A 24,609-nucleotide genomic window follows, 5' to 3' on the forward strand; every position below is an offset into this window, starting at 1 on the left:
GTGGATCTCCGTTTGCCCGTTGGCGCCGCAGCATGGATCGGGGATGGGAGCATGGGCGGATGGTCGTACGGGTCGAGGTGGTGCGCGGGGACATCACGCGCGAGGACGTGGACGCGGTGGTGACCGCGGCCAACGAGTCGTTGCTCGGCGGAGGCGGGGTGGACGGGGCGATCCACCGGGCGGCCGGGGCGCGGTTGGCCGACGCGGGTGCGGCGATCGCGCCCTGCGATCCGGGCGACGCGAAGGCCACACCGGCATTCGACCTCGACCCGCCGGTCCGACACGTGATCCACACCGTCGGTCCGGTTTGGGAGGGCGGTGAGCACGGCGAGGCTGAGGTGCTCGCCTCCTGCTACCGGCGCAGCCTGGAGGTCGCCGACGAACTCGGCGTACGCCGGATCGCCTTCCCGGCCATCGCCACCGGCGTCTACGGGTTCCCGCCGCAGGAGGCGGCCCGGATAGCGGTCGACACGATCCGGTCCACCCCGTCGCGGGTCGAGCTGATCCGTCTGGTCGCCTTCGACGAGTCGACCCGGGCCCTGCTCCAGGCCGCGCTCGACACCCCCCGGTAACTCACCCCACCTCCACTGGATCCCCCGACGACGGGGGTTCAGCGGGGTGTGGAGCTGTTTGTTTGATGGCCAAACTATTGACAGGTGTCATAGAGGCATGTGAATCTGCTGAGGTAGGGCCGGTGCGGGAGCCACGTAGCCGGTGCGGGGGTGACGGGCAGCCTCCCGCGTACTCGTTCCACGCCTTCCGCCTTCGCGCGTGCTCGCGTACGGCCCCATGGTTCCGTTCTCCCACCCGCGGCTCGTGCGGGGCACCCTACTTCTCCACCGGGAGCCCCGATGCCCCTGTCCACCCGACCACTGATCACCCGCGTGCTGGCGGTCGCCGCGCTCGCGATGCTGATGCTCACCACCGTGTGGGTCGAGACCGCCTCCGCGCACGGCTCGACGATCAGCCCACCGTCGCGCAACTACGGCTGCTGGCAGCGCTGGGGCGGCAACTTCCAGGCGCCCGAGATGGCCACCGAGGATCCGATGTGCTGGCAGGCCTGGCAGAACGACCCGAACGGCATGTGGAACTGGAACGGCCTCTACCGCGAGGGTGTGGCCGGCAACCACCAGGCCGCCATCCCGGACGGGCAGCTGTGCAGCGGTGGCCGTACCGGCGGACCCCGCTACGCGGCGATGGACACCCCCGGCGCGTGGCGGGCCGCGTCGGTGAACAACAACTTCACCCTGACCGTGCACGACCAGGCCCTGCACGGCGCCGACTACTACCGGGTGTACGTCTCCCGGCAGGGCTACAACCCGCTCACCCAACCGCTGCGCTGGGCCGACCTCGAACAGGTCGCCTCGACCGGGGTGATCCCGCCCGGACAGGGGACCCGGACCAACGACCCGGTCCTCAACGGCGTCTCCAACTCGATCAACGTGTCCGCGCCGGGGCGTACCGGCCGGCACGTGGTGTTCACCATCTGGCAGGCCAGCCACATGGACCAGTCGTACTACTGGTGCAGTGACGTGACCTTCCCCGGCGGTGCCGGTCCGACACCGACGCCGACGGTCACCCCCACCCGTACGCCGACACCCACGCCGACGCCGACCCGGACCGCGACCCCGACGCCCACCCCGACCCGCACCACGCCGCCGGCCACCACCCCGGGTACGCCGCGCGGCTGCACCGCCACCTACACGGTCACCGGCCAGTGGTCGGGCGGCTTCCAGGGTGACGTACGGGTGACCGCCGGCAGCGCCGCGATCAGCGGCTGGACGGTGACCTGGACCTGGCCCAACGGGCAGACGGTCGCGTCGAGTTGGGGCGCCACCGTCACCTCCTCCGGCACCGGCGTCACCGCGACCAACGTCGCCTACAACGGCAGGCTCGGCGCCGGTGCGAGCACCACCTTCGGTTTCCTCGGCTCGTGGACCGGCAGCAACGGTGCACCGACCCCGACCTGCGTCGCCACCTGACCTGTTCGGGTAGCGGAACGGGCCGCGCCCGGCCCGGTCGACGAACGACCGGACCGGGCGCGGTGGGAACCCCGTAGGCGTGCCGTGCCAGCGGCTCGTTACGGGTAGTTGACCACGTAGATGGTCTGCGCGGCCTGGTTCGCCGGGCCGCCGGTGTTGTTGATGACGCGGTTGATCGTGCCCACGCCGCCGAGCGACACCGAGACCATGTTGTGGAACCTGACCCCGGTCTTGTTCGGCACCTCGAAGGAGCGTTCGCCGACCACCGCCGGGTTCACGTTGAAGTAGCAGTAGCTGCCCAGCCCCCACGCCTCGTGCGTGTTGACCGAGTCGGCCACCTTGTACGCCGCATAACCTCGGGTCGACCCGTTCATCCAGGCCGCCTGGTTCGGCGGGTCGTACGGCATCTCGTTCTGGTAGAAGTACGTCCGGCCGCGTTCGCCGTTCCAGATGGTCTGGTACTTCTGGTAGTGCTCGACGAAGAGCCCGTACATCGTGACGTCGTCACCGTTGACGATCAGGCCGGTGTCGGCCGTGTTGATCGTCCACCCGTAGGTGCCGCCGTTGCCGTGGTCGGCCCGCCACAACCACATGTGGTCGCCGATCACGTCGTCGCTGTTGACCACCAGGCTGTTGGTGGCCTTGCCGGCGACCGCTCCGCCGATGCGGAAGAAGACGTCGTGCAGCGAGGTCGGGTTGGCCGCGTGGTCCGCGCTGGAGCCGGCCGGGCCGACCTCCATCAGGGCGGCGGAGTTGGTGGTGCCGGCCTCGAACATGATGCCGGCGACCTTCACCCCGTCCACGTCGGCGACGGTCATCGCGGTGACGCCGTTCTGCGGCTCGATCGTCGCCAGGCCGAGGCCGAGCACGACGGTGTTCGGCCGGGTGATCCGGATCGTGTCGTTGATCCGGTGCACGCCCGGGGCGAAGAGCAGGTCCTTACCCTGGGCGAGGGCAGCGTTGATGGTCGCCGCGGTGGTGCCCTGCCGGACGATGAAGTACTGGCTCAGCGAGGTCGAGCTACCGGCCGGGGTCTTGTTGTACCAGGTGGTGCCGGTGCTGTTCTGCCGCAGCGCCGGTACGAAGACCCGGTACTCGCCGGAGCCGTCGACGTACAGGAAGGGCTTCTCCCGGACGGTCGGGGTCGTGTTGATCACGGTGTGCGAGGGGTTCGGGAAGTTCGGCGGCGGTGCGCCGACCACGCCCTGGAACACCATGTTCCACACCGATCCGGTCCAGCCGTTGCCGAACTCGCTGTTGCGCGAGTACCACTGCTGCTGCGAGCCGGACACGACCAGGCCGTCGATCCGGGTGTCGGCCAGCAGGCCGCCACTGGACCAGCCGTCGCCGCCGTTCCAGAGCTGGATCTGGTTCTGCGCGCCGCGCAGGTGCATCCGCCGGTACGGGGCGGCCTGCGACACCGCCCAGCGTTCCACGGTCACCCCGGCCGGCAGGGTCACCGACAGGTTCTCCGCCGCCCGCCAGAAGTTCTGGGTGGCGTTGCCGCCGAACCAGGTCGCCTCGGCCCGTACGTGACCGTTGAGGTTCACGTCGTCGGGGGAGAAGCCGAGGCCGGCGACCTGGGTGAAGAAGCCCAGGTTCACGTCGGCGGTGTAGGTGCCGGGCTTGAACAGCACCGCGTACCGCTCCGGACCGAACTGGTTCTGCTCCTGCTGGGTGAAGATCGTGTTCAGCCGGCTCTGGATGGTGCCGGTCGGCGTCGACGGGTCGAAGACGAAGGTGTTCGGCCCGAAGTTCGGGTTGCGCGGGTCGGTCGGCTCGACCGGGGTGCCGGTCACCGGCGGCGTGGTGGGAGGCGTGGTCGGCGGGGTGGTGCCGAATTCGCCGTACACCTGGAACTCCCAGAGCGAGTAGCCGTAGCCGGTGGTCCTGGCCGTGCCGTACATCCGTACGTAGCGGCCGCTGCCGGTCACCGGGAGCGTCTGCACGCCGCCGGTGCCGGTGGTGGTCGAGTAGATCGTGGTCCAGGGTGCGGACCCATTCGGCGAGGTCTGGATCTGGAAGGCCCGCCCGGCGGCGGTTTCCCAGTTCAGCACCACCTGGCTGAGGGTGGCGGTGGCGCCGAGGTCGACCTGTAGCCACTGGGGGTCGCTGAACGCGCTGGACCAGCGCGTGCCGGTGTTGCCGTCGACCGCCGCGGGGGCGAGCGTGCCGCCGTTCTCGGTGGACGAGGCGGTGGCCGTCTTGCCCTGGGAGATCAGGCTGGGCGCGGCCTGCGCGGCGGTCGGTGCGGTGGCGATGAACGGTACGGGCGCCAGCAGTGCGGCGGCCAGGGCGGCGAGCACACCCCATCGGGATCGGGTCGAGGGTGTGCGCGTGGTGCGACGATGAACTTCCATTGGGCCCACCTGTCGGGGATAGGGCGCGGTGGGGCGGCCCAGTCGAGGCGTGGCAACGCCCAGGCTGGGTGGGTACGGCCGGCCGCCGGGGGGATCCGGCGGTCGGCCCGCGCCTGCGGGGGACTGACAGTGAGAGCGCTCTCCCGACGAGTGTTACGCCGCTGTTTCGGGCCGTCAAGACGAACATCGATTCCTGTCTGATATGCCCGCTAATTGAGCAGTCCTCACCGCTAGGGCGGTTAGCGAGATTTGTCGGCGGCGAGATCTCGTGGCTTGCCGACTTCCGGCCCGCTGGCGGGGGCGGAACCGACCGGGCGTGTCGTAGACAACACGACGGCGGTACGCTTCCGGACGCGCGGTCGCTGATGCCCGCCACCCCAACGCGTCGCCCGGCGAGACGACACCCGCCGGACACCTGCGCACCGCACGGCGTTGGACGAGAATTCCAGAATCCGACAGGGTCGGCCCGTGGACCGATCTGGGAGAGAGACTAGCCTGATGGGCGTGACACGCCGCGCGAAAATCGTCTGTACGCTTGGCCCCGCGACTTCGAGCCCGGAGCGCATCCGCGGCCTCGTCGAGGCCGGCATGGACGTGGCCCGGCTGAACTTCAGCCACGGCAGCCACGCCGACCACGAGCAGGTCTTTCACCTGGTCCGGCAGACCGCCCAGGCCACCGGGAAAGCGGTAGCGATCCTGGCCGACCTGCAGGGCCCCAAGATCCGCCTCGGCCGCTTCGCCGACGGCCCGCACGAGTGGCGTACCGGTGACTCCGTCGTGATCACCGGCGACGACATCCTCGGCACCCGTGAGCGGGTCTCCTGCACCTACAGCAAGCTCCCCCAGGAGGTCCGCCCCGGCGACCGCCTGCTGATCGACGACGGCCGGGTCGCGGTCGAGGTCAGCTCGGTCGAGGGCAACGACATCCGGGTGCTGGTCACCGAGGGTGGCGCGGTCTCCAACAACAAGGGCGTCTCGCTGCCCAACGTCGCGGTGAGCGTGCCGGCGATGTCGGACAAGGACGCCGAGGACCTCCGGTTCGCCCTCGGTCTCGGCGTCGACATGATCGCGATGTCCTTCGTCCGGTCGGCCGACGACATCAAGCTGGCGCACCAGATCATGCAGGAGGTCGGCGTACACCGGCCGGTCATGGCCAAGGTCGAGAAGCCGGAGGCGGTGGACCACCTGGAGGCCATCGTCGCCGCGTTCGACGGCGGTGTCATGGTCGCCCGCGGTGACCTCGGCGTCGAGCTTCCACTGGACCAGGTGCCGCTGGTGCAGAAGCGGGCCGTGCAGCTCTGCCGGGAGAACGCCCGGCCGGTCATCGTGGCCACCCAGATGCTCGACTCCATGATCGAGAACTCCCGCCCGACCCGCGCGGAAGCCTCCGACGTGGCGAACGCGGTGCTCGACGGCGCCGACGCGGTGATGCTCTCCGGTGAGACCAGCGTCGGCAAGTATCCGGTGCTCACCGTGAGCACCATGGCGAAGATCATCACCACCACCGAGTCCGGGTCGATCGGCGTGCCGCGCCTGCAGCACGACCCACGTACGCACGGCGGCGCGCTCACCGTGGCCGCCTCGCAGATCGCCCGCGCCATCGGCGCCAAGGCCCTGGTCGCCTTCTCGCAGACCGGCGACACCGTACGCCGGCTCTCCCGGCTGCACTGCGACCTGCCGCTGCTCGCCTTCACCCCGGTGCCGGAGGTGCGCGACCAGCTCGCCCTCGCCTGGGGTGTGGAGACCTTTCTGATGCCGTTCGTGCAGCACACCGACGACATGTTCCGCCAGGTCGACCAGGCGCTGCTCGGCCTGGGCCGGGGCAACCCGGGCGACTACGTGGTGATCGTCGCCGGCAGCCCGCCCGGCACCCCCGGTTTCACCAACACGCTCCGGGTGCACCAGCTCGGCTCCCTCGTCGACGCCGCGGCGGCCCGGGCCCTGCAGTGACGTCCGGCGGACCGGTCGGTGGACAGGTCGCGGTCGATCAGCTCCTCGAGGTGCTCGACCTGACCCAGATCGACGAGATGACCTTCCGTGGCATGAGTCCCCCGGTCGGTCCGCAACGGGTGTACGGCGGTCAGGTCGCCGGCCAGGCACTGGTGGCCGCCGGCCGGACCGTCGACCCGACCCGGTTCGTGCACTCGCTGCACGGCTACTTCGTCCGGCCCGGCGACCCCGTCGAGCCGATCGAATACCAGGTCGAACGGATCCGCGACGGCCGTTCGTTCTCGGTCCGGCGTTCGGTGGCCAAGCAGCACGGCAAGACGATCTTCTTCATGTCCGCCTCGTTCCAGCGGCTGGAGGAGGGGCTGGACCACCAGGCCCCGGTCCCGCCGGACGTACCCGGTCCGGACGAGGTGCCGACCATGGCCGACCGGCTCGCCCGCTACCCGGAGCGGCTCGGCATCTGGTCGCTCATCCCGCGGCCGATCGACGTCCGCTACGTCGGCGAGCCCGGCTGGGTACGCCCCGGCGACCGCCCGGCCGACCCGTACCAGCGGGTGTGGATGCGGATCGACGGCAAGCTGCCCGACGACCCGCTGCTGCACGCCTGCGCGCTGACGTACGCCTCCGACCTGACCCTGCTCGACTCGGTGCTCTCGGTGCACGGCGAGGTCTGGGGCCCCGGCGGTGTGGTCGGCGCGAGCCTCGACCACGCCCTCTGGTTCCACCGGCCGTTCCGGGCCGACGAGTGGTTCCTCTACGACTGCTGGAGCCCGTCCGCCTCCGGCGCGCGAGGGCTCGCCACCGGCCGGATGTTCACCGTCGACGGCCGCCAGATCGCCAGCTCGGTCCAGGAGGGCCTGCTCCGCCGGGTCGGCGCCTGACCGGGTCACCGGGTTACCGCCGAACCACGCGGCACAAGCGTGTGACCCGCGCGGATAAGCGTGCTTTCCGCCGGAAGTAGCGCCTTGGGTGGCTTGCCACCCCCGGCACCGTTCGCCGGGCGGTGCAAGGGCTAACCTTGCCGGCATGCGTCTCTCCGCACGGGTCGACTACGCGTTGCGCGCCACGGCCGAACTCGCCGCCACCGCGGACGACACCGCCGCGGCGGCCGGCCCCGCCCGGCGCCCGAATCCGGTCACCGCCGAGCAGATCGCCCGGGCGCAGGAGATCCCGCCGAAGTTCCTGGAGAGCATCCTGTTGCAACTGCGCCGGGGCGGGATCGTGCACGCCCAGCGTGGCCCGGAAGGCGGCTACTGGTTGGCCCGCAAGGCGGCGGAGATCTCCCTCGCCGACGTGATCCGGGTGATCGACGGGCCGCTCGCGCACATCCGCGGCCAGCGTCCCGAGGACCTCGGCTACCAGGGCGCGGCCCGTTCCCTGCAGGAGGTCTGGATCGCGCTGCGGGCCAGCGAGCGGGAGATCCTCGAACTGGTCACCGTCGCCGACGTGGCCAGCGGCAAACTGCCCGACCGGGTCACCGAGCTGGTCAGCGACCCGAACGCCTGGACCTGAGCCGGCACGGCGGCGGTCGTCACGCCGCCCGCAGGTACCTCCACCGGCCGTGGTCGGCGACCGCGAGCGGCTCGGTGTCGGTGAGGATCCGTTCCGGCCGCAGGAAGACCACCGCACTCTGACCCTTGGCGGCCGGCGCGTCCGGGTCCGGGAGGTCGCCGGACGGGGTGGCGCGGTCGGTGCCGGGCAGCACCGGGTTGTTGCCGGGTTTCCAGGACGCTGTCAGTCCCATCGGATGCTCCGTCCGCTGTTCGCCGGGCCCGGGGCGGGCCGTCCGCGAGTCCCTCCATCACAGCACCGGCCGCTGAGAACCGGCTGCGCGCGAGCTACCGGAACGGTGGGAACCGCTTGTGACCCGCTCGCCCGGCGCCGACCGTCTACGTGTTCGACGCTACCCACCCGTGGTGCGTACCGCAGCGGCATCCGGCGTACCGCGTCGCAGCGCCGTCGCGGTCCGCTCGATCAGGTACCAGGCCAGCGCCACCTCGCGCTCGCTGGTCTGCGGCGCGCCGACGGCCAGCCGCAGCGTGTGCCGACCGCCGACCCGGGTATGGGTCAGGTGGACCCGTCCGGTCGCGTTCACCCGGTGCAGCAGTTCGGCGTTCAGCGCGTCCGCTGCCGCACCGGCTGCCTCCGGCTGTCCGTCCGGCGGTTCGACGGCCGCGGCCCGCAGCCGGAAACAGACCAGCGAGAACGGGTGCGACCCGACCACCTCGAACCGGTCGTCCGCCCGGACCAGGTCCGCGAACCGTGCGGCCAGGGCGATTCCGGTACGGATGTGCGCCCGCAACCCTTCGGCGCCGTACCAGCGCAGCACGAACCAGAGCTTCAACGCCCGGAACCGCCGACCCAGCGGCACCTGCCAGTCGCGGTAGTCGACCACCGCACCGGACTCCGACGCCGCGTTGCGCAGGAACTCCGGCAGCACGCTCAGCGCCTCGATCAGGCCGGCCCGGTCGGCGACCCAGAACGCGTCGCAGTCGAAGCCGGTGAGCAGCCACTTGTGCGGGTCGAAGCAGTACGAGTCGGCGTACTCCAGACCCGCGTGCGACCAGCGCAGTTCGGGGCAGATCGCCGCCGCCCCGGCGTACGCGGCGTCGACGTGCAACCAGGTGCCGTACGTCTGGCACAGCTCGCCGATCGCGGGCAGCGGGTCGACCGCGGTGCTGGAGGTGGTGCCGATCGTCGCCACCACCAGCGCCGGTACGTCGCCCGCGGCCAGGTCCGCCTCGATCGCCGCGCGCAGCAACTCCGGTCGCAGGGCCAGGGTGTGCGGGTCGGCGCCGATCGCGCGCACCCCGTCGTCGCCCAGCCCGGCGATCCTGGCCGCCTTCTGCACCGACGAGTGCGCCTCGGTCGAGGTGTAGACCCGGTAGCGGCGGTCGAGCCCCTGGTCGCGCCAACGCCCCCCGCTGGCCCGGTGCAGGGCGGCGAGGGTGGCGACCAGGGTCGCCGACGACGCGGAGTCCTGGATCACCCCGCCACCGGTGCCGGTGGACCGGAACCGGGCCGGCAGGTCGAGCAGTTCGGCCAACCAGTCCAGCATCACCGTCTCCACCTCGGTGCAGGCCGGAGCGCTCGCCCAGAGCATGCCCTGCACCCCGAGGCCCGCGCTGACCAGGTCACCGAGCACGCTCGGCCCGGAGGTGTTGGCGGGGAAGTAGCCGAAGAAGGCCGGGTGCTGCCAGTGCGTGAGGCCCGGCGTGACGATCGTGTCGAGGTCGGCCAGGATCCGGTCGAACGGCTCGCCCCGTTCCGGTGGCGAGGCGGGCAGCCGGGCGGCGACCGTACCGGGCGGGTCGGCGGGGGTCACCGGTCGGTCGGCGAGCGTGGCCCAGTAGTCGGCGATCCAGTCGATCACGGCGTAGCCGTTGCGGCGGAACTCCTCCGGGTCCATGTGCGTGGCCATGTGCCAAAGTCGATCAGGGATCGACGTCCGGGACAAGAGCGGATCGGCTGGCGGTCGATCCCGGTCGCCGTCCGGTGCCGCGTCGTCGGATGCGGCGTGGGCCTCAGTGGACGGTGGGGGAGAGGGCGGGCGCGCTGGTGCTGGCCCGGACGGTGAGCCGGGGGTCGAGCAGGGTCCCCTCCGGCACCTCCTTGCCGGACAGCTTCTCCATCAGCAGCGTCACCGCCCGCTGCCCGACCTCCTCGGCCGGGATGAGCACCGACGTCAGCGCCGGGGCGGCCCGCTCGGCCACTTCGTCCGGGCAGATCGCCACCACCGAGATGTCGCGCGGCACCGTACGACCCAGCGCCGGCAGCGCGGCCAGCACCTGACCCACCGCCGCCTCGTTGTGCACCACCAGCCCGGACAGGTCCGGCTGCCGGTCGAACAGCCCGGCCAGCTCCCGGCGTACGGAGTCGAAGTTCTCCTCGCACGGCTGGGCGATCGAGGCCAGGCCGAGCCGCTGCGCGGTCTCGGTGAAGCCGGCCCGGGTCCGGTGGGCGTACCCGGTGTCGCGGTCGTAGACCACCGCCGGGGCACCGAGCAGCGCGACCCGTTGGTGCCCGAGCCGGGCCAGGTGTTCCACGCACACCTGACCGGCCTGGTAGAAGTCGAGGTCGACGCAGGTCAGGCCGGTGGCGTCGGCGGGGAAGCCGATCAGCACGCTGGGTCGCTCCAACTCGCGCAGCAGCGGCACCCGCGGGTCGTGCATCTCCACGTCCATCAGGATCAGCCCGTCGACCATCGCGCTGGCCGCGATCCGGCGCAGCTCGGCCGGTCCCTCATCGGCGGTCATCAGCAGCACGTCGTGGTCGAACCGGCGGGCCGTGGTCACCACAGCGGTGGCGAACTGCATCAGCACCGGCAGGTGCATGCCCGAGCGCAGCGGCAGCACCAGCGCGATCACGTTCGCCCGCCGGCTGGCCAGTGCCCGCGCGCCCGCGTTCGGGTGGTAACCGAGCTTCCGTACGCTGGTCAGCACCCGTTCCCGGGTGGTCGCCGAGATGGCCCGCTTGCCGCTCAGGACGTACGACACGGTGCTCACCGCCACCCCGGCGTGCCGGGCCACGTCGGCGATGGTCACCATGTCCGGGCGTTTCGGTACGAGGTTCGGATCGGACACTAAACGCCTCCAGCATCAGCCACGGACCGTTGACCGATCGTCGCGCTGACGAAGTTCAACCAGCTCACGGTAACGCCTGGTACGTCGAATAGCAGGTACAGGTCCCGTACTCCGGTCGCCTCGGTCCGCTGCCAGCCACCGGTGACCTCGGCCCAGTCCCGTGGTTGGAGCGCGGCCGGGTCGTACAGGCCCATCGCCGGGACCGGGATCGCGCCCACCACCGGCCCGTCGACCGGGTCGTCGAGCCGCAGCGTGAGCCCGGCCGGGTGCGGGCCCGATTCGGGCACGTGCGGGGGCGGGCTGGCGATCCGGGCGGTCACGCCGGCCACACCCGTGCCGAAGTCGACCCCGGCGAACCGCAGCCAGGCGCCCGCCTCGATCGCCTCCACCGCGTCGCCGAGCCCGCCGTCGGGCACCGCCACGATCCCGGCGTACTCGTCGTGGGCGGCGGCGCGCAGCGGGCCGTGCCGCAGGTCCCGGGGACCGATCCGCTCGCCGCGTACGGTCAGCGTGGTGCTGGCCAGGATGTCCCGGCTCGACCGTCCGGTCCAGACGGTGTGCCGGGCCCGCTCGACCACGTACCGGTCCCCGGTGACGTCCCAGTGCGCCAGGTCGGCGGCGCGCAGCGGGAGACGTACGGTGGTGGTCTCACCGGGGGCGAGGGTGACCCGGGCGAAGCCGCGCAACTGGCGCAGCGGCTGCTTCACCCGCGACTGCCGCTGCCGGGTGTAGAGCTGCACCACCTCCACGCCGGGCCGCCGGCCGGTGTTGGTCACCTCGACGCTGACCTCGACGGTGCCGTCCGGGTCCACCTCGTCGGTGTCGCACCGCAGATCGGTGTGGGCGAACGTGGTGTAACTCAGCCCGTGTCCGAACGGGTAGAGCGGATCGCCCCGGTAGTAGAGGTAGGTCGCGTCGCTGTTGATCACGTCGTAGTCGAACAGGTCGGGCAGTTCGGTCACGGCGCGGTACCAGGTCTGGGTCAGCCGCCCGCCGGGGTCGGTGTCGCCGCAGAGTACGGCGGCCAGCGCGTGCCCGTACTCCTGGCCGCCGTGGGCCGACCAGAGTACGGCCGGCAGGTGCTCGTCGGCCCAGTTGACCGCGTACGGGTACCCGCTGGTCAGCACGAGCACCGTACCCGGATTCGCCGCGTGTACGGCGCGCAGCAGCGCCTCCTGCGCGCGGGGCAGGGCCAGGTCCACCCGGTCCTCGGTTTCCCGCCCGTTGACCATCGGGTGGTTGCCGAGCACCACCACCGCCACCTGCGCCTGCGCCGCGATCGCCGCCGCGGTGGCCGCGCCGTCCTCGATCGTCTCGACGGTGAAGGCGGTCGCCCCGGCGGCGTCGGGCGCGTCGGCGCGCAGCACCCCGTCCGGGCCGACGGTGACGAACCGTTCACCGGCCACGTGCCAGAGCAGGGTCGTCCCGTCGTCCCGCTCGACCAGCCGGAACGTCTCGCGTACCAGCCAGCCGCCGGGGCCCGGCCGGTCGTTGACCAGCGCACCGGTACGGTCGCCACCGACGTGTCGACCGTTGGCCACCGCGCGCAGTGCGACCAGGTCCCGGCCCCAGTCGTACACCTCGAACCAGCTCGCGGGGGCGGCGTCGGGGCGTACCCGCAGCGGGGCGCCGTCGGCTTCGGTGCCGGCGTGCACGTAACCGGCGTCCGGGCCGGTCATCCGCAGCGCGATCCGGTCCACGCCCGGGTGGTACGTCACCCCGGCGCCGAGCCGTTCGGTGAGCCCGTCGCGCGCGGTCACCGCGTACGGCAGGGTGCCGCTGTACCAGTCGACGTGCAGGGTGCCGGCGAGTGGGCCGAGCACCGCGACCCGGCCGGTCCGGTTCGGGTCGAGCGGGAGCAGCCCGTTGTTGCGCAGCAGCACGAACGACTGCTCGGCGGCCTGCCGGGCCAGCCGCCGGTGCGCCGCGCAGTCGACCACCTCGGCACCGATCCGGGTGTACGGGTTGCGAGCGGGCGGGTCGAACTCGCCCAGCCGGAACCGGATGGTGAGCAGCCGCCGGACCGCGTCGTCCAGGTCGGACTCGACCAGCAGCCCCCGGCGCAGCGCCTCGGTGAAGCGCCAGCGCGACGGTGCCCCGTCGGTGTCGTCCTCGGTGACGTTGTCGACCCCGGCCCGCAGCGCGGCGGCGTAACCGCTCGGGTGGTCGGGCAGGTAGCCCTGGGCACCGGCCAGGTTGGTCACCGCGCCCGCGTCGCCGACCACGATGATCTCGCCGGGCGCGCTGGCGCGCAGTTCCCGGTGCAGCAGTGGGCTCAGATGCGCCGGCCGCCCGTTGACCAGGTTGTACGACGCCATCACGGCCACCGCCGCGTCGGCCGCGAGCGGCGCCCGGAACGCCGGCAGTTCGTACTCGTGCAGCACCCTCGGGGGCAGGTTGCTGGAGCGCAGGCAGCGGTCGGTTTCGTTGTTGTAGCCGAGGAAGTGTTTCAGGGTCGGTGCGGTCTTGAGGTAGTCCGGGTGGTCCCCGCGCAGTCCGCTGGCGTACGCCGTGCCGAGCAGACCGGTCAGCCAGGGATCTTCGGCGTAGCCCTCCTCGTTGCGCCCCCAGCGGGGGTCGCGCAGCGGGTTCACCACCGGTGCCCAGACGTTGAGCCCGATCCGGGCCGGGTCCTGGCGGTGCCGGGCGCGTACCTCGTCGCCGACCGCGTCCCCGACGGCCCGCAGCAACTCCGGGTGCCAGCTACTGGCCAGCCCGAGGGCCTGGGGGAAGACGGTGGCCGGGCCGAGCCAGGCCAGCCCGTGCAGGGCTTCGGTGCCGGTGCGGAAGGTGTCGATGCCGAGCCGGGGGATCGGCGCCTGGTACTGGTGCAGCAGCCCGATCTTCTCGTCCTGGGTGAGCTGCCCGAGCAGGTCGGCGACCCGGTCCGCGAGCGGTCGGTCGGGGTCGCGGAAGCCCCGGCCGGCGTCGCGCCGGGTGGCGACACCGGCCAGGTCAGCGGGGATCCGCAGCCCGGCCGGGCTTTCCGGGACCGACGGGCTGGGCAGGTCGGCGGGATCGGGCAGGATCGCCGGTCCGGTCGGTTCGTCTGCGGCGGGGGGTGCGCACACGGGTAGGGCCTCGCGCATGGTCGGCTGGCGCATGTCGATCACCTTTCGTGATCTGCGGGCGGATCCACCGGCGCGGGCGGGCGGAACGCCTCGAAGACCTCGGTTCGCGCATGGTGGGGTGGCGGTGGGTGGTTCGGCCGCCAGCCCGGGAAGCTCGAAGCGCTTCGACGACCGTGAAAAGGTAGGCCTCACCGGTACGCCGGACGCCGGGGCGTGGTGGCAAGGCACCTTCGAGGCTTCCACCCGTCGCCGGGCCGGTCAAGGGATGACGTCGGTCGATTTGATACCGGCCGGTCCATTCCCGTTCGGCCCGCCGTCGCCGCAGGTGCCGAGGCGGGTCAGAGCGGCGGGGCGGTGGGTAGCCGGCCGGCGTCGACCATGGCCAGGGCGCGGGCCGCGCCGCCGACCGCGGCCGCACCCGGTCCGAGGGCGGAGGCGGCCAGCCGGGTACCTCCGGCGTCCGGTGCCACCGTACGGGCGGCAAGCTCGGTCTCGGCGGCCGGCAGCAGCCACGGGGCGAGCGTGACGAAGTAGCCGCCGAGCAGCACCACCTCGGGGTTGACCAGGTTGCCGAGCACCGCTATCCCGTGGCCGAGGTGCCGACCGGCCTCGGTGAGCGTGTCCAGCGCCAGCCGGTCGCCCTGCCGGGCGCGGCTGCGGATCCGTTCCACCTCGGGCGCGTAGTCGGTGAGCGGACCGTCCGGTGTGGTGTCCGGCAGCACCCGGCGGATCAGGGCCGGGATGCCGGCCAGCGCCTCCAGACAGCCGCGCCGGCCGCAGGAGCAGACCGGACCGGTCGGGTCGAGGCAGAGGTGGCCGATCTCGCCCGCGAAACCGCGGCCGCCGCGCAGCAGCCGGCCGTCGGCCACCACCCCGGCGCCGATGCCGGCACTGGCGGTGAGGTGGACCAGGTTGGCGGTGCCGGCGTACGGGCCGTGCCGGTGCTCGGCCAGCGCGGCCAGGTTCGCGTCGTTGTCGACCACCACCTCGAACGCCGGCTCTCGCAGCGCCCGGCGCAGGTCGGCGCCGAGGGTCAGGTCCCGCCAGCCCAGGCTCGGCGCGATCCGGACCGTACCCGCCGCGTCGATCAGTCCCGGTACGCCGACCGTGAGCCCGAGGATGGCGCGTCCCTGGCCGGTGAGCCGGTTGACCGCCCGTCCGGCCAGGGTGGCGATCGAGCTGACCGCCCGGGTACCGATGCCGCCGGAGCCGGCGAAGGCACGGCGCCAGCTCAGCAGTTCGGTTCCGCCGAGGTCGACCGCGACCACGGTGAGCTGGTCGGCGCCGACCTCGATGCCGATCGCCGCGTACGGCTCGCCGTCGAGGACCAGCATGGTCGCGGGACGGCCGATCCGGTTCTCGGTGAGGCCGGTCTCGCGCAGCAGTCGCCGGTCGATGAGGTCGGCGACCAGACTGGACACGGTTGCCTTGTTGAGCCCGGTCGAGGCGGCTATGTCCGCGCGCGAGCAGGGCGCGTGCGCGCGTACGTAACGCAGCACGACGGCGAGGTTGGTGGCCCGTACGTCGGCGAGGTCGGCCGGCTCGGCACCGGTCTGCATCGTGATCAAAGTCTTTCCGCTCCCCGCGTACTGGTGGTGTAGGGAAGGGCCCCTTGTTATCGCTATTTGTAGCGGAAGGGGCCCCTGCGAACACCTGGCGTGCCGCCGGTGACTCCCTTGTGGCAGCGGTCACCGTCGATTAACTTAGTTTAGTCACCCGACGAAATAACTCTACCTGTGCGTCGCTGCGCCGCACACCCCACCGATTGAAGGGAGCGTGGCGTGGATCCAACGCATCCGAGCGGGGCCACCGACCGTCGCCGATTCCTCGCCCTGTTCGGCCTCGGCACCGCCGCACTGGCCAGTGGTGGCCTGCTCACCGGTTGCAGCAAGGAGGCCGGCAGCCGGGGCAGCGCCACCAAGGCCGACGCGGTCAAGGGCGTACTGCCGAACTATCGAGCGGTCGACCTGATCAAGCCGGACATCCCCGGCCAGGGGCCGATCCCGCAGGGCTTCCTGACCTACCCCCGCGAACTGGTGGTCTCGGTGCCGGACAAACCCGGTGCCGGCGGACCGGAGATCAAGACGATGTCGCCGTGGTGGGGCCCGACACCGCCCGCGCTGGGCCGCAACTCCTATCTGGACGCGGTCAACGCCCAGCTCGGCGTCACCGTCAACCCGAGTTTGCAGGACGGCAACACCTACTCCGACAAGCTCAGCGCGGTGCTCGGCGCGCGGGACGTACCGGACCTGCTGGTCGGGCCGAACTGGGAAATCGACAAGATCTCCCGGTTCTCGGACGCGGTGAAGGCACTGTTCGAGGACCTGACCGACTACCTCAAGGGCGACGCGGTGCACGCGTACCCGAATCTGGCCGCGCTCTCCACCGGCGCCTGGGAGTACGCGGCCTGGGGTGGGCGGCTCTACTCCGTACCGTTCCCGACCGACGGCCCGTTCGCGTTTGCCATGTTCCACCGCAAGGACCTCACCGACGCTGCCGGTGTCGGCGCGCCGACCAGCACCGACGAGCTGTACGAGTTCGGCAAGAAGATGACCCGAGCGGACCGGGGCGTCTGGGCGTTCGGCAGCGTCTTCTCCATGGTGCAGCAGTATTTCGGCTGCCCCGGCCTGCAGAACGGCTGGCGGCGCAAGCCCGACGGCGGCCTGGTCTACAAGTACGAGCTGCCCGAGTACCGGGCCGCGCTGGAGTTCACCGCCCGGCTGTTCGGCGAGGGACTGGTGCACCCGGACACGGTGGCCACCAAGGGCGCCGACGAGAAGCAGCTCTTCAACGGCGGCAAGATCCTGATGTACCAGGACGGGCTGGGCGCCTGGCAGGGCATGCAGGGCGAGCAGGTCAAGGTGACCCCGACCTTCGACATGCAGCCGATACCGGTGTTCGGCGCGGGCGCCACCAAACCGGTGATCTGGGGCAGCGAGAAGCCGATCTTCTTCACCTTCGTCAAGAAGGGGCTGGGCAAGGCGCGTACGGAGGAGATCCTGCGGGTGCTCAACTGGGGCGCCGCCCCGTTCGGCAGCCGCGAGTACGAGCTGCGCGAGTACGGCGTGGAGGGCAGGCACTTCACCCGCGCGGCCGACGGCAGCCCGATCCCCACCGAACTGGGCCGCAAGGAGAAGGCCTCCCAGTACGACTATCTCGGCGGCAGGGTGCCGGTCAAGGTACGCAGCGGCGACACCCCGAACTACGTGCAGGACTACCTCGGCTACCACCGGGCGACGATCACCCACCTGGAACCGGACCTGTTCGCCGGGATCAAGCTCGAACTGCCGGCGAACTACTCGAAGGTGCTGGTGCCCAGCGAAGACAAGATCAACGACATCCTCCGTGGCCGCCGGCCGATCGGCGACCTCGACCAGGTGGCCAGGGAGTTCCGGTCCGGTGGCGGGGACGAGGGGCGGGCCTTCCTGGAACAGGCCCTGGCCGACAACGGCAGATGAGCACCGACGAGAAGGTGACCGACCAGCGGAAGCGGCCGGGTCGGCGCGGCCTCGCCGACCGGCTGCGCCGGGACTGGCCGCTGCTGGTGATGGCCGCGCCGGCCGCGCTGCTGCTGCTGGTCTTCCACTACCTGCCGACGCTGGGCAACGTGATCGCCTTCCAGGACTACAACCCGTTCCTGGGCGACGACCCGCTGGACGCGTTCGTCCACAGCGAGTGGATCGGCTTCGGCAACTTCGAGACGCTCTTCCGCGACCCCGCGTTCTGGGACGCGGTCCGCAACACCCTGACCATCACCGCGTTTCAACTCGTCTTCTTCTTCCCACTGCCGATCCTGCTGGCGATCCTGCTCAACAGCGTGGTCTCCGGCCGGGTACGCGGCTTCGTACAGAGCGTGGTGTACCTGCCGCACTTCTTCAGCTGGGTGCTGGTGGTCACCTTCTTCGTGCAGATGCTCGGCGGTGCCGGCCTGCTCGCACAGGAGTTGCGCCAGGCCGGGCTCCAGCCGTGGGACGTGATGACCGACCCGGACACGTTCATGGTGCTGGTCACCGCCGAGGCCGTGTGGAAGGACGCCGGCTGGGGCGCGATCGTCTTCCTGGCCGCGCTGTCGGCGATCGACCAGAACCTGTACGAGGCTGCCGCCGCCGACGGCGCGGGCCGGTGGCGGCGGCTCTGGCACATCACCCTGCCCGGACTGCGACCGGTGATCATCCTGCTGCTGATCATGCGGCTCGGTGACGCGCTGTCGGTCGGCTTCGAGCAGTTCATCCTGCAGCGGGAGGCGGTCGGCCGGCAGGCCGCCGAGGTGCTCGACACCTTCGTCTACTACCAGGCGATCGTGCCCCAGCAGTGGGGCCTGGGAGCGGCGGCCGGCCTGTTCAAGGCCGCCGTCGGGCTGATCCTGATCCTGGCCGCGAACTCCGCCGCGCACCGGCTCGGCGAGCAGGGGGTGTACGCGAAATCATGAGCATCACGTCGACACGGCACAGTGGACCGGCGCGGGTCGAGCCGCCGCGCGGGGAGCGGTCCCGCCGCAGACGGGACCAGTGGCAGCGGGAGCGGTGGCGGCGGGAGCGGGAGCGCCGGCCGGCCTGGGCGGAGCCGCCGACCCCGATCGGCCGGTTCGGCAAGGGCGTGCTGCTCACGCTGCTGGTGCTGGCCGTACTCGGGCCGATCTGGGCGGTGGTGGTGACCAGCCTCGCCTCCCGGGGCACGATCAACGAGGCGGGCGGGATCGTGCTCGTGCCCCGCGAGATCGACATTTCGGCGTACGTGACGATCTTCTCCGGTGGCACGGTCACCCAGGCGGTCTGGATCAGCACCCTGGTCACCGTCGCCGGCACCACGGTCAGCCTGGTGCTGACCGTGCTCGCCGCGTACGGGCTGTCCCGGCCGGACTCGCTGGCGCACCGGCCGCTGCTCTTCTTCTTCCTGCTGACCTTCCTGATCTTCCCCGGCCTGGTGCCGAGTTACCTGGTGGTCACCGGGCTGGGCCTGAAGAACAGCCTCTGGTCGCTGATCCTGCCCAGTGCGATCAGCGTGTTCAACCTGGTGGTGATCCGCGCCTTCTTCATGAACGTGCCGGGAGAGTTGGTGGACAGCGCCCGGATCGACGGGGCTGGGGAGTTCCGCATCCTGACCCGGATCATGCTGCCGCTGTCCCGGGCGGTGGTGGCCGTGGTCGGGCTGTTCTACGCCGTCGGCTACTGGAACTCGTACTTCAACGCGGTGCTCTACCTGGACGACAACGACAAGTTCCCGATCCAGCGGGTGTTGCAGAGCTACCTGCTCGCCGGCCAGTCCCCGCACGTCACCGGCAGCGTGCCGAACCTGCCGGGGATCAGCGCGTACCCGCCGACGTTGGCGATCAAGATGGCGGTGGTGGTGGTCACCGTGATCCCGGCGGTGGTGGTCTACCCGTTCGTGCAGCGCCACTTCACCAAGGGCGTGCTCACCGGTGCGGTCAAGGGCTGACCGGGAGGTTCCGGGTCGGGGCGGCGGGTGGGGCGGGGCGCCCCCCACCTGGGCACCCCGCCGGACCCGTGCCCGCGGGGTCCCAGCCGCCGAAACTCACCCCGTGGGCAGTGGGCCGACCGGCGAGCCGGTCTGTTCGGTCCACTCGCACCGCCGAGCGGCCTGCCCCCTAGTTTCTTTGGTTTCCAAACAAACTGTCAATGGTTTGACGACCATCAAAGCCTGGAACTGGCAATCCCGGAGTTGTCGCGGCCTTTGTTCGGTGTCCAATTTGGTGGGAAGCTAAACAAAAGAACGGGTGGAGGTGAGCGGATTGCGGTGGCCGAAGGGGATCGACGGGCTCTGTTACGGCGGCGACTACAACCCGGAGCAGTGGCCGCCGGAGGTCTGGGCGCAGGACGTGGCACTGATGCGGCAGGCCCGGGTCAACCTGGTCACCGTCGGCGTGTTCGCCTGGTCCCGGCTCGAACCGCAGCCCGGCCGGTACGGCTTCGACTGGTTGGACCGGGTGCTGGACCTGCTGCACGACGGTGGGGTCCGAGTCGCGCTGGCCACCCCGACCGCGTCGCCGCCGCCGTGGTTCTCGCTGGCCCATCCCGACGCGCTGCCGGTCACCTCGACCGGCGTACGGCTGCACCACGGCAGTCGGGACACGTACTGCGCGAGTGCACCGGCCTACCGCACGGCCGCCCTGGCGATCACCGCCGCACTCGCCGAGCGCTACCGGGACCACCCCGCACTCGCGCTGTGGCACGTGCACAACGAGTACGGCACCACCTGCCACTGTCCGTACGCGACGGAGGCGTTCCGGCGCTGGTTGCGGGACCGCCACCACGACCTGGACCGGCTCAACGACGCCTGGAGCACGAGCTTCTGGAGCCAGCACTACACCGACTGGGCGCAGATCTCGACACCCCGCGCCACCCAGTACCTGGCCAACCCGGCCCAGTTGCTGGACTTCCGCCGGTTCTGCTCCGACGAACTGCTCACCGCGTACGCCGAGCAGCGTGACCTGCTCCGGGCCGCGACGCCGGACGTGCCGGTGACCACCAACTACGTCTTCGGGAACTGGGTGCCGGTCGACCACGCCCGCTGGTCGAGCGAGGTGGACCTGGTCGCGATCGACCACTACCCGTCCGCCGCCGACCGTGGCGCGGAGGAGCAGATCGCCTTCGCCGCCGACCTGGCCCGATCGTGGGCTCGGCGAGTCCCGCCCACGCACCCCGCCGAACCCGACTTCGGCGGACCGGGCTGGTTGCTGATGGAGAGTGCGCCGAACCTGATCTACACGCCGGGGCGGATGCACAGCCGGGAGCCGGGGCGGCTGGCCCGCAACAGCCTCGCGTACGTGGCCCGAGGGTCGCGCGGTGCGATGTTCTTCCAGTGGCGGGCGCCGGCCGGTGGCGCGGAGCGTTTCCACTCGGCGCTGGTGCCGCACGCCGGGCCGGACAGCCGGGTGTTCCGGGAGACCGTCGAGCTGGGCCGCGTGCTGGGCGAGTTGTCCGTGGTGCGGGCCGGGGTGGTCGAGGCGCCGGTGGCGATCGGCTGGGACGCCGAGTGCTGGTGGGCGCTGGACGGCCCCGGACTGCCCGCCGACCGGCTCGACTATCTCGACGAGGTGCGTACGGCACACCGGCTGCTGTGGCAGGCCGGCTTCGGCACCGACTTCGTCGGCCCGGACCAGCTCGATTCGGGCGGTGGTCCGGACCTGCTCGTCCCGGCCGGTGGCCCGGACCAGCCCGCCCCAACTGGTGGCGGTGTTCCGCTGGCCGGCTACCACGTGCTCGTGCTGCCCGCTCTCTATCTCGTCTCGGACGCCGCCGCGGCCCGGATACGGGACTGGGTGGCGGCCGGTGGCCACCTGGTGGTGAGTTATCTCAGCGGGATCGCCGACGAGCACGGCCGGGTCCGGCTGGGCGGTTACCCGGGCGCGTTCCGGGACGTGCTCGGCGTCCGGGTGGAGGAGTTCCATCCGCTCGCCGACAACGAGCGGTATCCCCTCGTCGGCGTCGAGCCCGTCGACACGACCGGCGAGGAAAACACGGATCCGACCGGTCGACTGTGGACCGAAACCGTACGCCTGGCCGGGGCGCGGAGCGTGTTCGCGTACGGCGACGGTCGGCTGGCCGGTCAGCCGGCGGTGACCCGACACCGGTTCGGAGCCGGCGTGGCCTGGTACGTCTCCACCCGGCTCGACGACGCCGCGTACCGGCGGCTGTTGACCACCGCGGTGCTGGCCGCCGGGGCGACGCCGACCTGCCCGGGGGCGCCGGACGGGGTCGAGGCGGTCCGCCGCCGCTCGCCCGACGGCGCGAGCTGGCTCTTCCTGCTCAACCACGACCCCGACCCGCGATCCGTGCCCCTGCCTGGCACGCCGGACCGGTCGAGCGTGACGGGGAGCGGGACGGGGACAGGACACGGGACGGGGACAGGACACGGGACGGGGACGGGGAGCGTGGCGGGAACGGCGAAGGCGGTGGTCGTGCCGGGCGGCGGTTACCTGGTCCTGCGGGAGAACTGAAACCTTTAAATTCGGTTCGGTCTATCTTGTGGGTCGACGAAGCCTTGTCCTAGGCTCCAGGTGCGTTCGGAGCCTCCATCCTTCGTCGAATCGGCCGTTGAACTGATCCATTTCCCGGCCGTTTCCGCGTGGCGAGTCGAGCCGCCGGCCCTGGGCAGGCCGGCAGCACCCGTCCGGCCAGCCGGCCGGCGGCACCGCCGCGCACCCGTCCCTCACGGAGTAGAGATGCCCAGCTCACGACAACGCGTCCCCTACCGATCGGCGGGCCTGCGATCCCGCCGCACCGCACTGCTCGCCGCGGTCACCGCGGGCACACTCGCGGTCACCGGCTCCCTGACGGCGGTGGTCGCCTCGGCCGCCGCCGCCGGTTGCCGGGTCGACTACCAGGTCGCCAACCAGTGGCAGGGCGGGTTCGGCGCCAGCGTCACGATCACCAACCTCGGCGACCCGATCACCGCCTGGTCCCTCACCTGGTCGTACGCCGCCGGCCAGCAGGTGACCCAGGCCTGGAACGCCACGGTGACCCAGTCCGGCGCCCAGGTGACCGCCGTCAACGTCGGTTACAACGGGGCGGTGGCCACCAACGGCACCGTCTCGTTCGGCTTCAACGGCTCCTGGAACAACAGCAGCAACCCGGTGCCGGCGAGTTTCGCGGTGAACGGCACCACCTGCACCGGAGGCGTCACGCCGACCACCGGCCCGCCGCCGACCACACCGCCGACCGGGACACCGACCCCGACACCGACCGGCACCACGCCGGCACCGACCACCGACCCGCCGCCGACCACGCCGACCACCCCGCCGACGACGCCCCCGCCCGCGGCCGGGGCGAAGCAGGCCGAGGACCTGGACCGGGGGCTGGTCAGCGTCCGGTCCGGCAGCGCCAACCTGGTCTCCTGGCGACTGCTCGGCACCGAGGGCGCAGGCGTGTCGTTCAACCTCTACCGCGGTTCGACCAGGGTGAACGCCTCGCCGATCACCGGCGCGACGAACTACCTGGACAGCGGTGCCGCGGCCGGGTCGACCTACACCGTACGGGCGGTGGTGGGCGGGACCGAGCAGGCCGCGTCCGCCCCGGCACTCCAGTTCGCCAACGGCTACCTCGACGTACGGCTACAGGTGCCGCCGGGCGGGACCACACCGTCCGGGGAGGCGTACACGTACTCGGCCAACGACGCCTCGGTCGGTGACCTGGACGGCGACGGCCGGTACGAGATCGTGCTGAAGTGGGATCCGTCCAACGCCAAGGACAACTCACAGGCCGGGTACACCGGGAACGTCTTCGTCGACGCGTACACCCTGACCGGGACCCGGTTGTGGCGCATCGACCTGGGTCGCAACATCCGGGCCGGGGCGCACTACACCCAGTTCCAGGTGTACGACTACGACGGCGACGGTGATGCCGAGGTGGCGATGAAGACCGCCGACGGCACCCGCTCCGGCACCGGCCAGCTCATCGGCTCGTCCTCGGCCGACCACCGCAACGCAAGCGGGTACGTGCTCGCCGGCCCGGAGTACCTGACCATGTTCGACGGCCGGACCGGTGCGATCGCGTCCACGGTGGACTACCTGCCGGCTCGCGGCACGGTCTCGTCGTGGGGTGACAACTACGGCAACCGGGTGGACCGGTTCCTCGCCGGCACCGCGTACCTGGACGGGCAGCGGCCGTCGCTGATCATGTCGCGCGGCTACTACACCCGTACGGTGATCGTGGCCTGGGACTTCCGCAACGGCAGCCTGACCCGGCGCTGGACGTTCGACTCCAACTCCGCCGGCAGCCAGTACGCCGGCCAGGGCAACCACAGCCTCGCGATCGCCGACGTGGACGCCGACGGCCGGGACGAGATCCTGTTCGGCGCGATGTGCGTCGACGACAACGGGAGCGTGCTCTGGAACACCGGGCACGGTCACGGCGACGCCGCGCACGTCGGTGACCTGGACCCGAGCCGGGCGGGGCTGGAGTATTTCAAGGTCAGCGAGGATGCCAGCAAGCCGTCGTCGTGGTTCGCGAACGCGCGTACCGGTCAGGTCCTCTGGTCCACGGGCGCGTCCGGGGACAACGGCCGGGGAGTGGCCGGGGACATCTACGCCGGCAGTGCGGGCGCGGAGTCGTGGTCGGCCGCGGTCGACGGGCTGCGCAGCCCGAGCGGGGCGAACATCGGCCGCAAGCCCTCGTCGACAAACTTCCTGGTCTGGTGGGACGGAGATCCGGTACGCGAACTGCTGGACGCCACCCGGATCGACAAGTACGGCACCTCGGGCGACACCCGGTTACTCACCGGCAGCGGGGTGGCCTCGAACAACGGCACCAAGTCCACGCCCGCGCTGTCGGCCGACATCCTCGGCGACTGGCGGGAGGAGGTGATCTGGCGGACGAGTGACAGTTCGGCGCTACGGATCTACAGCACGCCGACGACGACCAGCACCAGGATTCCGACGCTGATGCACGACCCGCAGTATCGGGTGGCGGTCGCCTGGCAGAACACCGCCTACAACCAGCCGCCGCATCCGAGCTTCTTCATCGGTTACGGGATGGCCACCCCGCCTCAGCCGAACATCTATCTGCGCTGAGGCCCAGTCGTACCGGACCGGGTAGGGGCCCACCCCACCCGGCCCGGTACGACACACACCGCGACATAACGCGACCCGTCCCGACCGCGCATGTCGAACCACCACCGGTAGTAACACTAGGCGGGGTTACGGGGC

The 24,609-nt window shown here is 71.4% G+C and carries 16 protein-coding genes; 10 read left to right on the forward strand and 6 right to left on the reverse strand.

All coding sequences use genetic code 11. The features are described from left to right. Positions 1-59 precede the first annotated feature (59 nt). Together AB0J90_RS19470 and AB0J90_RS19475 are read left to right on the forward strand one after the other, a co-directional pair. A complete protein-coding gene (locus tag AB0J90_RS19470; protein ID WP_363597638.1) occupies positions 60-572 on the forward strand; it encodes an O-acetyl-ADP-ribose deacetylase in 513 nt (170 codons plus the stop codon). Positions 573-851: 279 nt separating this feature from the next. Further along, positions 852-1,982: a lytic polysaccharide monooxygenase gene (locus tag AB0J90_RS19475; protein WP_363597640.1), complete on the forward strand. Its 1,131-nt coding sequence runs from the start codon at positions 852-854 to the stop codon at positions 1,980-1,982. 98 nt (positions 1,983-2,080) lie between these two features. Here AB0J90_RS19475 and AB0J90_RS19480 read toward each other — a convergent pair whose 3' ends face one another. Continuing rightward, positions 2,081-4,342 carry a discoidin domain-containing protein gene (locus AB0J90_RS19480; RefSeq protein ID WP_363597642.1) on the reverse strand — a complete coding sequence of 754 codons (2,262 nt, stop codon included), beginning with the start codon at positions 4,340-4,342 and terminating at the stop codon, positions 2,081-2,083. 498 nt (positions 4,343-4,840) lie between these two features. On the opposite strand from AB0J90_RS19480, the gene pyk reads away from it, so the two are divergent. The 3 genes from pyk (at position 4,841) to AB0J90_RS19495 (ending at position 7,804) form a co-directional block, all read left to right on the forward strand. Further along, positions 4,841-6,292, forward strand: a complete 1,452-nt coding sequence (pyk, locus tag AB0J90_RS19485) for a pyruvate kinase (protein ID WP_363597644.1) — start codon at positions 4,841-4,843, stop codon at positions 6,290-6,292. Continuing rightward, positions 6,289-7,173 carry an acyl-CoA thioesterase II gene (locus AB0J90_RS19490; RefSeq protein WP_363597646.1) on the forward strand — a complete coding sequence of 295 codons (885 nt, stop codon included), beginning with the start codon at positions 6,289-6,291 and terminating at the stop codon, positions 7,171-7,173. Before pyk ends, AB0J90_RS19490 begins: the two co-directional genes overlap by 4 nt. A gap of 145 nt (positions 7,174-7,318) precedes the next feature. After that, positions 7,319-7,804 carry an Rrf2 family transcriptional regulator gene (locus tag AB0J90_RS19495; protein WP_326556848.1) on the forward strand — a complete coding sequence of 162 codons (486 nt, stop codon included), beginning with the start codon at positions 7,319-7,321 and terminating at the stop codon, positions 7,802-7,804. A gap of 19 nt (positions 7,805-7,823) precedes the next feature. Here AB0J90_RS19495 and AB0J90_RS19500 read toward each other — a convergent pair whose 3' ends face one another. The 5 genes from AB0J90_RS19500 to AB0J90_RS19520 form a co-directional block, all read right to left on the reverse strand. Further along, positions 7,824-8,036 carry a hypothetical protein gene (locus AB0J90_RS19500; RefSeq protein WP_363597648.1) on the reverse strand — a complete coding sequence of 71 codons (213 nt, stop codon included), beginning with the start codon at positions 8,034-8,036 and terminating at the stop codon, positions 7,824-7,826. 159 nt (positions 8,037-8,195) lie between these two features. Further along, positions 8,196-9,713, reverse strand: coding sequence for a pyridoxal-dependent decarboxylase (locus AB0J90_RS19505; protein ID WP_363597650.1), 1,518 nt, complete (start codon positions 9,711-9,713; stop codon positions 8,196-8,198). A gap of 103 nt (positions 9,714-9,816) precedes the next feature. Further along, positions 9,817-10,875: a LacI family DNA-binding transcriptional regulator gene (locus AB0J90_RS19510; RefSeq protein WP_363597652.1), complete on the reverse strand. Its 1,059-nt coding sequence runs from the start codon at positions 10,873-10,875 to the stop codon at positions 9,817-9,819. Next, positions 10,875-13,979 (reverse strand): glycoside hydrolase family 3 C-terminal domain-containing protein, encoded by a 3,105-nt coding sequence (locus tag AB0J90_RS19515; protein WP_363597654.1) that lies wholly within the window; start codon positions 13,977-13,979, stop codon positions 10,875-10,877. Before AB0J90_RS19515 ends, AB0J90_RS19510 begins: the two co-directional genes overlap by 1 nt. A 305-nt stretch (positions 13,980-14,284) precedes the next feature. After that, positions 14,285-15,505 (reverse strand): ROK family transcriptional regulator, encoded by a 1,221-nt coding sequence (locus AB0J90_RS19520; protein ID WP_363597786.1) that lies wholly within the window; start codon positions 15,503-15,505, stop codon positions 14,285-14,287. A gap of 222 nt (positions 15,506-15,727) precedes the next feature. Here AB0J90_RS19520 and AB0J90_RS19525 point away from each other — a divergent pair, with 222 nt between their 5' ends. The 5 genes from AB0J90_RS19525 to AB0J90_RS19545 all read left to right on the forward strand — a co-directional run bounded on the left by AB0J90_RS19525 (position 15,728) and on the right by AB0J90_RS19545 (position 24,474). Further along, complete coding sequence (locus AB0J90_RS19525) at positions 15,728-17,404, forward strand: extracellular solute-binding protein (protein WP_363597656.1); 1,677 nt, start codon at positions 15,728-15,730, stop codon at positions 17,402-17,404. After that, positions 17,401-18,375 (forward strand): ABC transporter permease subunit, encoded by a 975-nt coding sequence (locus AB0J90_RS19530; protein WP_363597658.1) that lies wholly within the window; start codon positions 17,401-17,403, stop codon positions 18,373-18,375. Before AB0J90_RS19525 ends, AB0J90_RS19530 begins: the two co-directional genes overlap by 4 nt. Then, positions 18,372-19,382 (forward strand): carbohydrate ABC transporter permease, encoded by a 1,011-nt coding sequence (locus tag AB0J90_RS19535; RefSeq protein ID WP_363597660.1) that lies wholly within the window; start codon positions 18,372-18,374, stop codon positions 19,380-19,382. The genes AB0J90_RS19530 and AB0J90_RS19535 overlap by 4 nt, the downstream gene beginning before the upstream one ends. Positions 19,383-19,686: 304 nt before the next feature. Then, the gene (locus AB0J90_RS19540) at positions 19,687-21,903 is read left to right on the forward strand and encodes a beta-galactosidase (RefSeq protein ID WP_363597662.1); all 2,217 of its coding nucleotides are present in this window, start codon (positions 19,687-19,689) and stop codon (positions 21,901-21,903) included. A 225-nt stretch (positions 21,904-22,128) separates the two neighbouring features. Beyond that, positions 22,129-24,474, forward strand: coding sequence for a cellulose binding domain-containing protein (locus AB0J90_RS19545; protein WP_363597664.1), 2,346 nt, complete (start codon positions 22,129-22,131; stop codon positions 24,472-24,474). Positions 24,475-24,609 lie beyond the last annotated feature (135 nt).

It is taken from the genome of Micromonospora sp. NPDC049523 (assembly GCF_040676775.1).
In the GTDB taxonomy this organism is placed as follows: Bacteria; Actinomycetota; Actinomycetes; order Mycobacteriales; family Micromonosporaceae; genus Micromonospora_G.

Coding starts and splice junctions, on each gene's coding strand:
- AB0J90_RS19475 (WP_363597640.1), top strand. CDS start 852: ATGCCCCTGTCCACCCGACCACTGATCACCCGCGTGCTGGCGGTCGCC.
- AB0J90_RS19530 (WP_363597658.1), top strand. CDS start 17,401: ATGAGCACCGACGAGAAGGTGACCGACCAGCGGAAGCGGCCGGGTCGG.
- AB0J90_RS19535 (WP_363597660.1), top strand. CDS start 18,372: ATGAGCATCACGTCGACACGGCACAGTGGACCGGCGCGGGTCGAGCCG.
- AB0J90_RS19470 (WP_363597638.1), top strand. CDS start 60: ATGGTCGTACGGGTCGAGGTGGTGCGCGGGGACATCACGCGCGAGGAC.
- AB0J90_RS19520 (WP_363597786.1), bottom strand. CDS start 15,505: ATGCAGACCGGTGCCGAGCCGGCCGACCTCGCCGACGTACGGGCCACC.
- AB0J90_RS19505 (WP_363597650.1), bottom strand. CDS start 9,713: ATGGCCACGCACATGGACCCGGAGGAGTTCCGCCGCAACGGCTACGCC.
- AB0J90_RS19480 (WP_363597642.1), bottom strand. CDS start 4,342: ATGGAAGTTCATCGTCGCACCACGCGCACACCCTCGACCCGATCCCGA.
- AB0J90_RS19500 (WP_363597648.1), bottom strand. CDS start 8,036: ATGGGACTGACAGCGTCCTGGAAACCCGGCAACAACCCGGTGCTGCCC.
- AB0J90_RS19545 (WP_363597664.1), top strand. CDS start 22,129: ATGCCCAGCTCACGACAACGCGTCCCCTACCGATCGGCGGGCCTGCGA.
- pyk (WP_363597644.1), top strand. CDS start 4,841: ATGGGCGTGACACGCCGCGCGAAAATCGTCTGTACGCTTGGCCCCGCG.
- AB0J90_RS19515 (WP_363597654.1), bottom strand. CDS start 13,979: ATGCGCCAGCCGACCATGCGCGAGGCCCTACCCGTGTGCGCACCCCCC.
- AB0J90_RS19495 (WP_326556848.1), top strand. CDS start 7,319: ATGCGTCTCTCCGCACGGGTCGACTACGCGTTGCGCGCCACGGCCGAA.